The 12,513-nt window shown below is 67.8% G+C and carries 11 protein-coding genes; 4 read left to right on the top strand and 7 right to left on the bottom strand.

Annotated features, from left to right (window positions below):
- Window positions 1-139: 139 nt before the first annotated feature.
- Window positions 140-1,120, bottom strand: coding sequence for a L,D-transpeptidase family protein (locus AC1DR7_RS18875; protein WP_478051454.1), 981 nt, complete (start codon window positions 1,118-1,120; stop codon window positions 140-142).
- Window positions 1,121-1,317: 197 nt separating this feature from the next.
- Between AC1DR7_RS18875 and AC1DR7_RS18870 the strand changes: the two genes are divergently transcribed.
- The 3 genes from AC1DR7_RS18870 to AC1DR7_RS18860 are packed head-to-tail and all read left to right on the top strand — an operon-like array spanning window position 1,318 to window position 3,019.
- Entirely contained in the window at window positions 1,318-2,193 is an 876-nt protein-coding gene (locus AC1DR7_RS18870; protein ID WP_457318615.1) for a hypothetical protein, read from the top strand.
- Window positions 2,157-2,777, top strand: a complete 621-nt coding sequence (locus tag AC1DR7_RS18865; RefSeq protein WP_478051453.1) for a GGDEF domain-containing protein — start codon at window positions 2,157-2,159, stop codon at window positions 2,775-2,777. Before AC1DR7_RS18870 ends, AC1DR7_RS18865 begins: the two co-directional genes overlap by 37 nt.
- Before the next feature lie 50 nt (window positions 2,778-2,827).
- Window positions 2,828-3,019, top strand: a complete 192-nt coding sequence (locus tag AC1DR7_RS18860; RefSeq protein WP_457318623.1) for a hypothetical protein — start codon at window positions 2,828-2,830, stop codon at window positions 3,017-3,019.
- On the opposite strand, the gene AC1DR7_RS18855 is transcribed toward AC1DR7_RS18860, so the two are convergent.
- From AC1DR7_RS18855 to AC1DR7_RS18830, 6 genes are all read right to left on the bottom strand, one after another.
- Entirely contained in the window at window positions 2,993-3,409 is a 417-nt protein-coding gene (locus AC1DR7_RS18855) for a hypothetical protein (RefSeq protein WP_457318613.1), read from the bottom strand. The two genes, AC1DR7_RS18860 and AC1DR7_RS18855, sit on opposite strands and share 27 nt — an antisense overlap.
- Before the next feature lie 125 nt (window positions 3,410-3,534).
- Window positions 3,535-3,873, bottom strand: a complete 339-nt coding sequence (locus tag AC1DR7_RS18850; protein WP_457318612.1) for a hypothetical protein — start codon at window positions 3,871-3,873, stop codon at window positions 3,535-3,537.
- Window positions 3,874-3,939: 66 nt separating this feature from the next.
- Window positions 3,940-4,884, bottom strand: coding sequence for a DegV family protein (locus AC1DR7_RS18845; RefSeq protein WP_256777323.1), 945 nt, complete (start codon window positions 4,882-4,884; stop codon window positions 3,940-3,942).
- 81 nt (window positions 4,885-4,965) lie between these two features.
- Entirely contained in the window at window positions 4,966-5,604 is a 639-nt protein-coding gene (locus AC1DR7_RS18840) for a 2-hydroxychromene-2-carboxylate isomerase (RefSeq protein WP_457318611.1), read from the bottom strand.
- A gap of 55 nt (window positions 5,605-5,659) precedes the next feature.
- Window positions 5,660-6,943: an amidohydrolase family protein gene (locus tag AC1DR7_RS18835; protein ID WP_457318610.1), complete on the bottom strand. Its 1,284-nt coding sequence runs from the start codon at window positions 6,941-6,943 to the stop codon at window positions 5,660-5,662.
- Complete coding sequence (locus AC1DR7_RS18830) at window positions 6,940-8,352, bottom strand: amidohydrolase (RefSeq protein WP_457318609.1); 1,413 nt, start codon at window positions 8,350-8,352, stop codon at window positions 6,940-6,942. The genes AC1DR7_RS18835 and AC1DR7_RS18830 overlap by 4 nt, the downstream gene beginning before the upstream one ends.
- Before the next feature lie 455 nt (window positions 8,353-8,807).
- Between AC1DR7_RS18830 and AC1DR7_RS18825 the strand changes: the two genes are divergently transcribed.
- Window positions 8,808-12,191 (top strand): autotransporter domain-containing protein, encoded by a 3,384-nt coding sequence (locus AC1DR7_RS18825; RefSeq protein WP_478051452.1) that lies wholly within the window; start codon window positions 8,808-8,810, stop codon window positions 12,189-12,191.
- Window positions 12,192-12,513 lie beyond the last annotated feature (322 nt).

The following is a 12,513-nucleotide window of genomic DNA, read 5'->3' as shown; positions in this document are numbered from 1 at the left end:
GGCGCGTCCCGGCGTCGCCAGCACCGCTGGCGATGCGACCGCGGCGGCGGGCGCCTGTTCCGCGCGCGGCCCCAGCCACCACCAGCCCGCCACGCCGATCACCAGTCCCAGTGCGAGCAGTTTGGGCAGTGTCATCGCATCACTCCTGCATCACCACAGGCACCGAGGCGTCCACCGCATCGGCCACCTGCAGGGCATCCCAGTTGGTCATGCGCACGCAGCCGTGCGATTCGGTCTTGCCCACATGGCCCGGCTCGGGCGTGCCGTGCAGGCCGTAGTGCGGCTTGGAGATATCGATCCAGACCCGGCCGACCGGGTTGTTCGGGCCGGCCGGCAGTAGTGCCTTGCTCTCCTTCTTGCTGGCATCCCAGAACAGCTTGGGGTTGTAGTGGAAGGTCGGCTCGCGCGAGATGCCCAGGATCTTCCAGGTCCCGATCGGCAGCGGATCGTGCTTGCTGCCCGAGGACACCGGGAACTGCGCGTACACCTTGCCCTGTGCGTCATACAGGCGCAGCGTGGAATCGGACTTGTCGATCACCAGCTTGGCCGCCTTGGGCAGCGCCGCCGCGGCGATGTTGGGTACCTGGATCTCGCTGCCGGCCTTGGCCAGGTCCACGCCGGGGTTGAGCGTGCGCAGCAGCTCGGGCGAGGCATGGAAGCGTTCGCCCAGCGACTCCTGCACCGTGGTGAAGCCCAGCGCCTTGAGCTTGGCCTGCTCGGCCGGCTTCTTCGGGATCGGCTGGAACGGGCCGGCCACGTCCTCGGCGGTCAGGGTGTAACGGGCCAGCACGGGCGTGCTGTCCGGCTGCAGCGCCTGCCAGGTGGCATCGTCGAGTTCACCGGTAACCTTGAGGCCGCGGGCGGCCTGGAAACCGGCCACCGCACGCTTCTGGTTCGAGCCGGGCAGGCCATCGATTTCGCCCGGCGAGAAGTGCGCACGGTCCAGCAGCACTTGTGCGTGCAGGTCAGAGCGCACACCGGTGGCCGGCGCGCTGTTCCCGGCGGTGGCGTTTTCGGCAATGGGCGCCGGCAGCGCAGCCGGCGTTTGCGCCCAGGCCGGTGCTGCGCAGGCCAGGGCGAAGGCGAGAAGCGGGGCGGTGGCGCGCGGGCGCAGGATCATCGAGAACGTCCGGTAGGGGGTATGGATTTACCTTGCCGGAGCGATGTGCACGTGTGCCGTGAAAACGCTGACGGGCAGCTGAGTGCGACGCGGTCCCTGGCAGCGTGCACGGCCTGTGAAGCGCCTTGCCTCGTTTGATCGGCGCCGCAGGGCATTCGCGCTATCGTGGGCGCACGTCACTCCGGACAGGGGGTTGCATGGCAGCAGCATGGTGGGCGGCGTTGTACCTGCTGTGCCACGGATTGGCCCTGGCATTGCTGCCGGGCCATGCACAGGCGTTGTCATTTTCGTTCCTGATCGGTGCGCCGCTGCTGGCCGCGCTTGGCTGCCTGTGGCGCATGCGGCTGAGCCAGGCGCGCGTGGGCTGGCTGGCGCTCGCGGTGGGCATGCTGCTGTGGGCCGGCGGCATGGCGTTGAACATGTACCAGGAAATCGGACGCGGCAATCCCGATGCGACGCCGGGCGCCAGCATGCTGCTCTACGTGTTGTACGGGGTGCCGCTGACATTTGCGATGGCGCACCCGCGGCATGAGCCTTGGTACCTGATCCTTATCGATGGCGCGTTGGCGCTGCTGCTGGGCTACCTGTTCTTCGTGCACACCTTTTCCTTCGCCACGGTGAGCGATGCCCCGGCGCAGGGGATAAACAGCCTGCGGGTGATGTTCGACATCGAGAACCTGTTCATCGCGGTGTTCGCGCTGGTGCGCTACCTTGCCAGCGAAGACGGCTCGCGCCGGGTGTTCTTCCGTGCGTTGAGCCTGTTCGCCTGGCTCTATCTGGGGATGGCCGCCTACATCAACCACTTTGCCACCGAGGCAAGCTACGGCGGGTTGACCGATGTGCTGATCGACCTGCCGTTCCTGCTGCTTGCGGTACTGGCACTGCGCGGCGGCGCCGAGGCGGAGGACACCACACCGCGCCGCCTGGCATTGGCGGTGCGCGCGGGCAGCCCGTTGATCCTGCCGGCCGCGCTGCTGGTGGTGTCGGGATTGATGGTGGACAAGCACCCGCACCTGGCCGTGGTCGGCTTCGCGCTGTGGCCACGCTGGGGTCGGGCCTGCGCGGGGTGGTGATGCAGGTACGTGCGATGGAGCGCCAGGACCAGCTGGACGTACTGTCGCGGGTGGACGCATTGACCGGGGTGGCCAACCGCCGCCAGTTCGACCACGTGCTGCAGGCCGAATGGGGCCGCGCGCGCCGCAGCGGGCAGGGCATGGCGTTGCTGATGGTGGACATCGATCACTTCAAACAGTTCAACGACCGCTTCGGCCATCCGCTGGGCGATGTATGCCTGCGCGAGGTCGCCACCACCCTGGCCGGCTGTGCCACGCGCGGGTCGGACGTGGTGGCGCGCTACGGCGGTGAGGAATTCGCGGTGGTGGTTCCCGCGACGACGCGCGAGGGTGCGCTGGCGCTGGCCGAGACCATGCGCCAGGCGGTGGAACGGGTGCGTCTGGCCTCGCCCGGTGCGGTCAACCTGATCGGTGTGACCGTCAGCATCGGCGTGGCGCATGTCGCGCAGATCGCTTCGTCCGATCCCAGTGGCCTGCTGGCAGCCACCGATGCCGCGTTGTACGAGGCCAAGCGGCATGGCCGCAACCGGGTGGTGGAGGCGGACGCTGGCGTGTCATCCGTCGCCGGCGCGACGCCGCGATGAGCCGGTCGCCGCGGCGTGGCGCCCGGCGCTGACAATGGACGCTGCGATCGATGCTGAAGCCAGCGAGCAGCAGCGCAGCGATCCCCCAGCGCATCGCCCTGGACAACCAGGCAGCGCTGGCCACCCGCCACGCCAGTGCGGCAATGCCGCGGGTGGAGCTGTACCGGGCGTTGGGGGGCTGGCAGGGTGGCGAAGCGGTCGCAACGACGGGGACGTCAGGCGCCGGGGCCGCGCATCCCTGATCCGCTGTCGACCGGCCGTCGGGGTGAACCCCGCCGGCCCAGCAGTCGGTAGGGCAGGTAGCCGATCATCAGCACCGGAATCACCGTCAGCGCCGCCCGGAGCACGGTGCCGCCCTCGGGCAGGGCGCTCCAGATGACTTCCAGCAGCATCATGCCGATCAGCATGATCGGACCGCCGGCGGCGATCAGGATGACGCGGCGCACGCCGCGGTTGGGAACGAGGTACACGACGTCGTCGGCCGGCACCGCCGGAGGCGCCGATGCAGTCGGGCCAGGGCGCGGCGCGGGCACGCGCACCGGATCCACCACGTCGCGAAACGGCGCCTGCGGCGGCGACAGCAACGCGTCAAGGTCGGTGCGGTCGATGAGATTGCGGCGTTTCGGGTCCACGCGGCATTCCATGCGTAAAGGCCGCCATGATGGCGGCCCGGTTCCAGTGTCGGGCGGCATGCGCAGCCCGCTCTGGAGAGCGGCGAGGGCAACATGCGGTCGGCACGTTACCATCGCATCGCGCTTCAACGCACGTCGCGCAGCTCCCAATGATGCCCGGCCAGCATGCGCAGGCGCTGCTTGAACACATCGCTGTCGATGCGGGTGGTGGCCACCAGGTTGATGCGCAGGTCGTCCTGCGAGCCGGTGACGGTGGCCGACGGATCGGTGGCCCCCCACTGCGCTTCGACCGCGTCCGGGTCGGGCTGCTTGGCACGCCACTTGTCGAACAGGACGGTGCTGCGCAGGGCATCCTGCAGCTCCTCGGCGAAGCCGGCGGCGCCCTGCGAGCGGAAGGAAAGGTCTGGATCGTTGCCGCGGGCCTTGGACGGGTCCGGCAGGCTGATGTGGTACTGCGTTGACATGGTTACCTCCAGTGAATGCGGCAAGGCTGGCAGAGCCGAAGTGCAATCGGCGTGCAGATCGGCGGCTCAGCCGCTGAAGGTATGCGGTTCGTCGGCAAATCCAATGGTGACCGCGCCCTTGCCGACGTTGACCATGCCGGTCAGGCTCATCACCGACTCGAACAGCTCCACCCCGTGCGCCTGGCAGGTCTGCTGCAGCGTGGCGTAGCCGGGCAGGGCCTGCAGGTCGGCCAGCTCGCCGCCGTAGCTGACGCATACGGTGGGCGTCAGCAGCCCGGCCTTGACCCGCTGCCCGACGAAATCGAACAGCTTCTGCACCGCGTTGTCGAAGCCCTTGATCTTGGCCACCGGCCCGGTCTGCCCGCGGTAGCCATGCAGTACCGGCTTGATGTCCAGCGCGCTGCCCAGCGCCGCGCTGAGCAGGCCGACGCTGCGGTCGCCCTTGTGCCGGGCGCGGGCGCGCATGTAGTACAGGTCGCGCGTGACCATGTAGCCGTGCACGTTCTGCGCCAGCATTTCCAGCCGTTCGCGGATCTGCTGCACGCTCACGCCACTGGCGCGCAGCCGCACCGCTTCCACCGCGGTCACGCCCTGCGCGGCGAACAGGTTCTGGGTATCGAGCACGCGCAGGGCAAACGGCGTATTGAAGCCAGCTGCCTGGCGCACCGGCTTGTAGTCGTTGAGGATCGCGAAGCTGGCCTGCATCGCGTTGTCATGGATGGGGCTGCGGGTCTTGGTGATCGTCATGCAGAACACATGGTCGTAATCGATCACCAGCTTGCCCAGGAACAGGTCGCGGATCTGGGTGACGCTGAACGGAATGGTCTCCGCTTCGGCGCCGTGTTCGGCCACGTGGGCATGCAGGAAGCTGAGCGTGGCCTGCTCGTCGCGATGGTCGGCGAGCACCGCTTCGCCGATCCGCACCGTGATTGGCAGCAGCACGATGTTGTGTTGTTCGATGAAGTCCTGCGGCAAATCGCAGGCAGAGTCGACGACGATTCCGATGCGCATCCTGAGCCCCCCTCAAGGCCGGTTGTAGGTTCGGAAGTGTGAAAGCTATCTCAAAATCGTCGACGCTGCCTGAGCGGCCAGTCAGCTTGCCGGTCGGCTGCGCTCCACCGCCACCGGCAGGTTATCGATCCGTGCCCATTCGCCGCGCTGCAGCATGGTCGGGTCGGCCAGTACGGCCTGCATCAGGCCGTGCGCCTCGTTGCCCCAGAACAGTTCGCCATCGATGGCCAGGGTCGGTACCCCGAACACCCCGGCGCTGATCGCCGCTTCGGTGTTCTGCCGCAGCTGCTCCTTCACCGACGGCGCCGATACCGCTGCGGCCACGTTGGCCACTTCCAGCATCGCGCCCGGCAGGGCCAGCGCGGCGGGGGTATCGGCGGCGTGGCCATCGCGCCAGATCCAGTTGAACAGGATGTCCACGGCCTGGTGGCTGGCTTCGGCGGCCAGGCACAGCCGCAGCGCGGCCAGGGGATTGAACGGGTGCCCGGGCGGGAAGCGCAGCGTCACCCCCTGCTGCTGCGCCTGCCACAGTACTTGCCGGTAGGTGAAGCGGCGCTTTGCCGGGATCTCGGCCGGGCCCAGGTTGCCCAGGTGGTGCAGCACCGCACCGAAGGCGATCGGCACCGGCGTGATCCGCTCGAACTGCGGCAGCTGCTTGAGCTGCTGCCAGTGCAGATAGGCGAACGGCGAGACGAAATCAAAGTACCAGCGCAGCGCCATCGGGAATTCCTTGCAGGTGGATGCGGCGGGGGCGGGCCCCGCCGCGGAAGGCGGCTCAGCGCGAGTATGCGCGTGGTTCGGCCGAAGCCGGGGCCAGGTAGCGATCGCGCAGTTCGGTCTGCCGCGAGCGCATCGGCATCGGCCGGCCGCCCAGCCACACCTGCTCGGCGTAGTGGCCCACGTCCAGCGGGTCGCCTTCCCACAGCACCAGGTCGGCCAGCTTGCCGACCTCGATCGTGCCGATCCGCTCGCCCACGCCCAGCACCTGTGCCGGCACCCGGGTCAGCCCTGCCAGGCCATCCTGCCAGGGCAGGCCATTGGCCACCGCATTGCCGGCCAGCTGGCGCATCTTGCGCGCGTTGTGTGAGGCATCCTCGCGCTGGGCGAAGCTGACCTGCACGCCAGCGGCACGCAGGCGCGCGGCGTTCTCCAGAGTGGCACCGATCTGGTCGAAGCTGGCCGGCAGGTTGCCCAGCGCGTCAACGAACACCGGTACGTTGGCCTGCGCCAACTGCGGTGCCACCCGCCACGCTTCGGCACCCCCGGCGATGGCGATCTTCACGTTTTCGCGGGCCGCCCAGCGCAGCAGCTGGCGGATGTCGGCGGCGCGGTCGATCTGCACTACCAGCCGCCCGTGGCCGCCGAGGTAGCGGGCCAGCGTGGCGCGGCCGGCGGGGGTCAGCAATGCGTGCGGCGAATCGGCAGGCACGCGACCACGCGCTTCGCTGACCATCTGTTCGAGCAGCATCCATTGCGCCGCGCGCGAGCTGCCGGTCAACTCGGCGCCGGACGCGCCCAGACGGAGGTACAACGCCAGTGGCCCGATCGGATCGGTGCTGCCATCCAACCGCACCACGCCGCCCTGGCCGGCGATGAAACCACCGCCGCTGTTGGCCCCCAACGCGGTGAACCCGATCCCGTCCAGTCGGGCCACCGGGATCAGCACCGAGTCGGGGTTATAGGCCAGGCTCACATCGAATTCCGGTCGCAATGGCTGGTCGTCCAGCTTCAGCGTGCTGTCCACCGTGGCCGACTCGCCGGACACTTCCTCGATGCCGATGTCGGTGATGCCACCGAACAGCGCCGGGGTCAGCGGCTTGCCTGCAGCCTCGACCACCACGGTGCCAGCCGGTGCCGACAGACCTGCGCCGACCGCGCGGATGATGCCGCCCTGGACCAGCACGTCGGCGTGCTCCAGGCTGCCGCGCGCGCTGGCGGTGTGCACCGTGGCATTGCGCACCAGCAGGTCCTGCGCCTGCGCCGGCAGGGCGGCCAAGACCAGCAAGGTAGTGCCGAGCCACGCTCGGCAACGCGCCGAACTACTCCAAGCGCGCCTCATGGCCGGACCTCCTGGCCCAGCATGAAGTCCGACAGCGGCTGCCGCCGCGCATCGTGGCGGTCGTAGACCTGATGTCCGTCGATATAGACCTGTTCGGCCTGCGCGTAGGAACTGAAGGGACTCCCGTTCCACACCACCACATCGCCCATCTTGCCCGCCTCCAGGCTGCCCGTCTGCTTCTCCACGCCCAAGGAGCGTGCCGCGTTGAGCGTCAGCCACATCATCGCGCGCTCCGGCGCGATCGTGAGACCGGCGCGGCGCGCGTTGGCGATCGCCTTGGCTGCTTCCTGGTTGAGCCGCTGGATGCCTTCGGGCGAATCGGAATGCACGATCGCACAGCTGTTGGCCGGGCGGTCGACCAGCGCGATGTTGTCCTGGATGCCGTCGAAGGCCTCCATCTTGAAGCCCCACCAATCGGCCCACAGCGCACCACACACGCCCTCGGCGGCGAGCCGGTCAGCCAGCTTGTAGGCCTCCACGGCATGGTGGAAGGCGGCGATCTTGAAGCCGAATTCCTTGGACAGATCCAGCATGGTCGCCATCTCGTCGGCGCGGTAGCAGTGGATGTGCACGCGGATGTCGCCCTGGATCGCGCCCGCCAGCGTGTCCAGCTTGAGGTCGCGCTTGCCACCGGCATCGCCGGCACTGTCGCCCTTGTCATCGCCACCGAACCAGCGTTTCTTCTTCTGGGGCTTCTTCGGCGCGTTCTTGGCGAGATACTCGCTGGCATCGATGAAGGCGGCGCGGTAGCCGGCCACGTTGCCCATCCGCGTTGACGGCGCCACGCCCTTGCCGCCGCCGTAGACGCGCTTGGGGTTTTCGCCGCAGGCCATCTTCAACCCCCACGGCGCGCCGGGGAATTTCATGGCCTGGTAGGTGGTGGCCGGCACGTTCTTCAGGGTAACGCCGCGGCCACCGACCAGGTTGGCCGAGCCCGGCAGCACCTGCATCGCGGTCACGCCGCCGGCGAGCGCTGCGGCGAAGCCCGGATCCTGCGGCCATACCGAATGTTCGGCCCATACGTTGGCGGTGACCGGCGCGGTCATCTCGTTACCATCGCTGTGCGCACTCACCCCGGGGCTGGGGTACACGCCCAGGTGCGAATGCACGTCGATGATGCCGGGAGTGACCCACTTGCCCCGCGCATCCACTTCGCGCGCATCGGCCGGTGCGGCCAGCGCCGTGCCGACGGCGGCGATGCGGCCATCGCGCAGCAGCACGTCGGCCTGTTCCAGGCGCACGCCCGTACCGGTCAGCACGGTGGCATTGCGGATCAGTACCGGCGCCGAGGCGATCGGCGCGTAGGTGCTGGGATAGGGGTCCTGCACGAATCGCGAGGCGGCCGGCGCCGACGGCGCGGCAAGTGAAAACAGCGCCAGGGCCACCCCGGCGGTCAATCGTGTGCGCATGTTTCCCCGATGCGGCATGGACGGATCGGCCGACGCTAGCGGTTGCCGGCGGGATTGCCAAGTGACGTAGCTCATGGAGGTGGAATCGGGCATCCGCCGACGTAGTCAATCGCTGTGGGGGTTTTCCTGATACCCATCTGCCACGTCAATGGTTAGCGTGATGTTGTCCAGAATTCTGGATGACGCCTGGTTGTGTGCTACGCGTGGCACCGTCGAAGGCTTCCGCCTGCGATGGTGCAAAGGACCTTGCAGGGTCGCCCCGCAGGGCGACCAACACGGATGTTGACCGGCGGCGTTTCCGCCGCATCGGCTTATGCCCATAAATTGTAAAAATTCTGTAAAAAATCGCTTAGGATCAGTCAGCATGTCGTATGGAATGGCATGCATCTTCTGGTGCGGCTGCCGATATCCCTGCGATGTCCCGGCCCGAATCACTTCAAGGAAGTAGAGTTCAAATGACCTACGTATCGCGCTCCAACGCACGTCGCCGTCCCTCGCCGAGCCTGCTGGCATCGGCCATCACCGGAACCCTGCTGGCCGCCCTTGCGGTGCCTGCGCTGGCCAGTTCCTCCAGCGACTCCCTGAGCACCTACCAGCAACAGCGCGCGCTGCAGCGGGCGGCTTTCAGCCTCGACCTGCCGGCGGCCAACGTCGCCAATGTCGGCGGCGTCCGCATCACTGCCGAGCCGGCCCCCGGCCCGATCAACGGCACCCCCGGCAATGCCGAGAGCTGGCGCAGCACCGAGTTCGACGCCGACTGGGGCCTGGGCGCGATCAACGCCGACGCCGCCTATGCGCGCGGCCTGACCGGCAAGGGCATCCGCCTGGGCGTGTTCGACAGCGGCACCGGCCTGCAGCATGACGAGTTCGCCGGCAAGGACCATCGCAGCATCCATCTGGCCGATGTGCTGCCCGATGGCAGCCTGTGCGCGAATACCGCCATCATCGATGGTCCGGATGCCTGCTTCAGCAGTGACGGCGACCAGGTGGCGGTCGACTATCAGATTCTCGATCCGCAGTACGAGGACCTGTTCAATCGCAATGGCTTCTATGAAGGCGCCAGCTACCAGGTCCATGGCACCCACGTGTCGGGCACCATTGCGGCCAACCGTGACGGCAATGGTACCCACGGTGTGGCCTTCGGCGCCGATCTGAGTGTGGCGCGCCTGTTCTCCAACAGCGCGAGCTACCTGACCGTCGTCGAGATCGATGGGCGCTTCTATCCCTCGTCGCAGACGGTGGCGGCACTGGGCGCCGATGATTCGATCTTCCCGCAACTATACGCACAGCTCAATGCGCAGGGTGTGCGCGCGGTCAACCACAGTTGGGGGCTCAGCAGCGAGCCGGGTACCGTTGAAGACCTGGACATGTACCTGGCCCACCCGGTATTCGAGAACCAGCTGGCCGCGATGGCCGAAGGCTCGCGTAGCCGCGGTCTGATCCAGGTGTGGGCCGCAGGTAACACCGACGCGGTCAACCCGTCGCCGGAAGAAGCCCCGATTGCCGGCATGTATGCCTCTCTCCCGCGCGCGGTCGCCGACATCGAGCCGTACTGGCTGGCGGTGGTCAACGTCAATGAAGAACTCGAGCTGAGCAACCGCTCCATGCGCTGCGGCTTTGCGGCGAACTGGTGCCTGGCGGCCCCGGGCTCGAACATCACGTCCACTGTCTACGGCCCGGACTCGCAGATCGACGCGGATCTGTACGACGACAACGGCAATCTGAAGCTGGACATCAACGGTCAGTCTCCGACCTATGGCTACGAAGACCTGAGCGGCACCTCCATGGCCGCCCCGCATGTCACCGGCGCGCTGGGCCTGCTGTTCGAACGCTTCCCCTACCTGGACAACGCGCAGGTGCGCGATGTGCTGCTGACCACCGCCACCGACCTCGGTGCTGCCGGCGTGGACGACGTCTACGGCTGGGGCCTGGTGAACCTGGCCAAGGCCATCGAAGGCTACGGCCAGCTGCGCGTGGACACCAACGTGGTGATGAACCAGAAGGCCGGCGGCCTGAAGGTGTGGGAAGGCGATGCGTGGGACGACTGGACCAATGACATCGGCGGCCCGGGCAAGCTGACCAAGTCGGGCATCGGCTGGCTGCGCCTGAGCGGTGACAACAGCTTCAACGGTGCGATCGTGCGTGAAGGCATCCTGGAGCTCAACGGCGTCAACGCGCTGACCGCTTCGCTGGATGTCACCGGCGGCCAGCTGCTGCTCAACGGCACCCTGCGCGACATGACCTTCAACAGCATCGGTGGCAGCAGCCGCGTGACCGCCACCGGCGTGCTGGACAACACCGACCTGAACATCAGCGGCGGCGTGGTGTCCTTCAATGGCGTGCAGACCGGCGGTGCCACCGTCGTCGGCGCCAAGGGCGCGCTGCAGGGCATCGGCCGTCTGGGCGATACCCGCGTGGAAGGCATCATCGCGCCGGGCAATTCGATCGGCACGCTGACCGTCGACGGCGATTACGTGCAGACCGCCACCGGCGTGTACCTGGCCGAACTGGCCCCGGGCAGCCGCAGCGACCAGCTGCATGTGACCGGCACCGCTACCCTGGACGGCACCCTGAAGGCGCTGCCGGAAGCGGGCACCTACTACCTCGGCGAGCAGTTCAACTTCCTGCAGGCCGACGGCGGCGTCAACGGACGCTTTGCGACCGTGGACTTCAGTTCGTTCTCGCCGTTCCTGCAGTTCAACCTCGGCTACGGCACGGACGGTGTGCAGATCAACGTCGCCCGCGGCAACGCGCTGGCCAGCGCCGCGGTGACCGCCAACCAACTCGCCGTGGCACGCAGCGCCGACGGCCTGGCGCTGAACCAGGGCCTGCCCAAGCCGCTGACCCAGCTGTTCCCGGCCCAGGTCGGCGCGGCGCTGGACGGCCTGAGTGGTGAACTGCATGCCGCCGCGCCGATGGTGCTGGTGGAAAGCAGCCGTTACCTGCGCGATGCCGCACTCAGCCGCAGCCTCGGTGCACGTGCACCGGGCGCCAGCGAAGAAGCGGTGACCGGTGTGTGGGTGCAGGCCATCGGCGGCAGCGGCAAGCTTGACGGCGATGCCAACGCCGCCCGGACCGAAAGCAACAGCAACGGGTTGCTGGTCGGTGCGGACCACCAGTTCGGCGGTGGCTGGCAGGTGGGCGGGCTGATCGGTACCGGTCGTACCGACAGCAAGCAGGGCCAGGGCCGTCGTGCCCGCGCTGAAATCGACAACACCCACTTCGGTGCTTACGTCGGCAATCAGTGGGGCGGTTTCGGCCTGCGCGCGGGCCTGGGTTACAGCCGTCACGAGGTGGACAGCAAGCGCGAACTGGCCTTCGCCGGTTACCAGGACACGCTGACTGCCCGTTACGACGCCAAGACCCGCCAGCTCTTCGTCGAAGGTGCCTACCGCATCGGCGACGCCGAAGCCGGCCTGGAGCCATACCTGCAGGTGGCCCGCGTCGAGGTGGACGTGGACGGCATCAACGAGCAGGGCGGTGCCGCGGCGTTGCACGGCAACGTGGGCGACACCCGTAGCAACATCGGCACTGCCGGTGTGCGCTTCGACCGTGGCCTGAAGGCCTCCTGGCAGCAGGAAAGCTGGCTGCACGTGCGCGGTGGCGTCGGCTACCGTCGCGCCTGGGGCGACCGCAGCCAGGTCGCCGATCTGGCCCTGGCCGGTGGCAGCAGCTTCACCGTGAGCGGTGCGGCCATCGCCGACCACGCCGTGGTCGCCGAGCTGGGCCTGTCGGCCTGGCTGAGCCCGCGCAACCAGCTGGAACTGGGCTACAACGGCCAGTTCGGCAGCGAGTCGCGCGATCACGGTGTGACCGCACGCTGGTCCGTGCAGTTCTGATCGGGCACAACCGGTAACGGGAAAAAGGCGGCCAATGGCCGCCTTTTTCTTATCCATCTCCCCGCCATATTGCAGGCCTGAAGCGCGTTCTGAAACTCTTCAGACGCGGCCGTCGGTGGGTCGGGCATTGGGCGCGCATGCCCTTTCCGGCGAATGTCCCCCGGCGTCGGCCTGCGGCCGCCCCCTCCTCCTTTATTTCGCCTCCAAGGGCATGCGCGCCCAAYGCCCGACCCACCGACGGCCGCGTCTGAAGAGTTTCAGAACGCGCTTCAGGCCTGCAATATGGCGGGGAGATGGATAAGAAAAAGGCGGCCATTGGCCG

Source organism: Stenotrophomonas sp. P5_A9, from assembly GCF_056400525.1.
This window is presented reverse-complemented; position numbering and strand designations above follow the sequence as displayed.

Coding starts and splice junctions, on each gene's coding strand:
- AC1DR7_RS18875 (WP_478051454.1), bottom strand. CDS start 1,120: ATGATCCTGCGCCCGCGCGCCACCGCCCCGCTTCTCGCCTTCGCCCTG.
- AC1DR7_RS18870 (WP_457318615.1), top strand. CDS start 1,318: ATGGCAGCAGCATGGTGGGCGGCGTTGTACCTGCTGTGCCACGGATTG.
- AC1DR7_RS18860 (WP_457318623.1), top strand. CDS start 2,828: ATGCTGAAGCCAGCGAGCAGCAGCGCAGCGATCCCCCAGCGCATCGCC.
- AC1DR7_RS18850 (WP_457318612.1), bottom strand. CDS start 3,873: ATGTCAACGCAGTACCACATCAGCCTGCCGGACCCGTCCAAGGCCCGC.
- AC1DR7_RS18845 (WP_256777323.1), bottom strand. CDS start 4,884: ATGCGCATCGGAATCGTCGTCGACTCTGCCTGCGATTTGCCGCAGGAC.
- AC1DR7_RS18840 (WP_457318611.1), bottom strand. CDS start 5,604: ATGGCGCTGCGCTGGTACTTTGATTTCGTCTCGCCGTTCGCCTATCTG.
- AC1DR7_RS18835 (WP_457318610.1), bottom strand. CDS start 6,943: ATGAGGCGCGCTTGGAGTAGTTCGGCGCGTTGCCGAGCGTGGCTCGGC.
- AC1DR7_RS18830 (WP_457318609.1), bottom strand. CDS start 8,352: ATGCGCACACGATTGACCGCCGGGGTGGCCCTGGCGCTGTTTTCACTT.
- AC1DR7_RS18825 (WP_478051452.1), top strand. CDS start 8,808: ATGACCTACGTATCGCGCTCCAACGCACGTCGCCGTCCCTCGCCGAGC.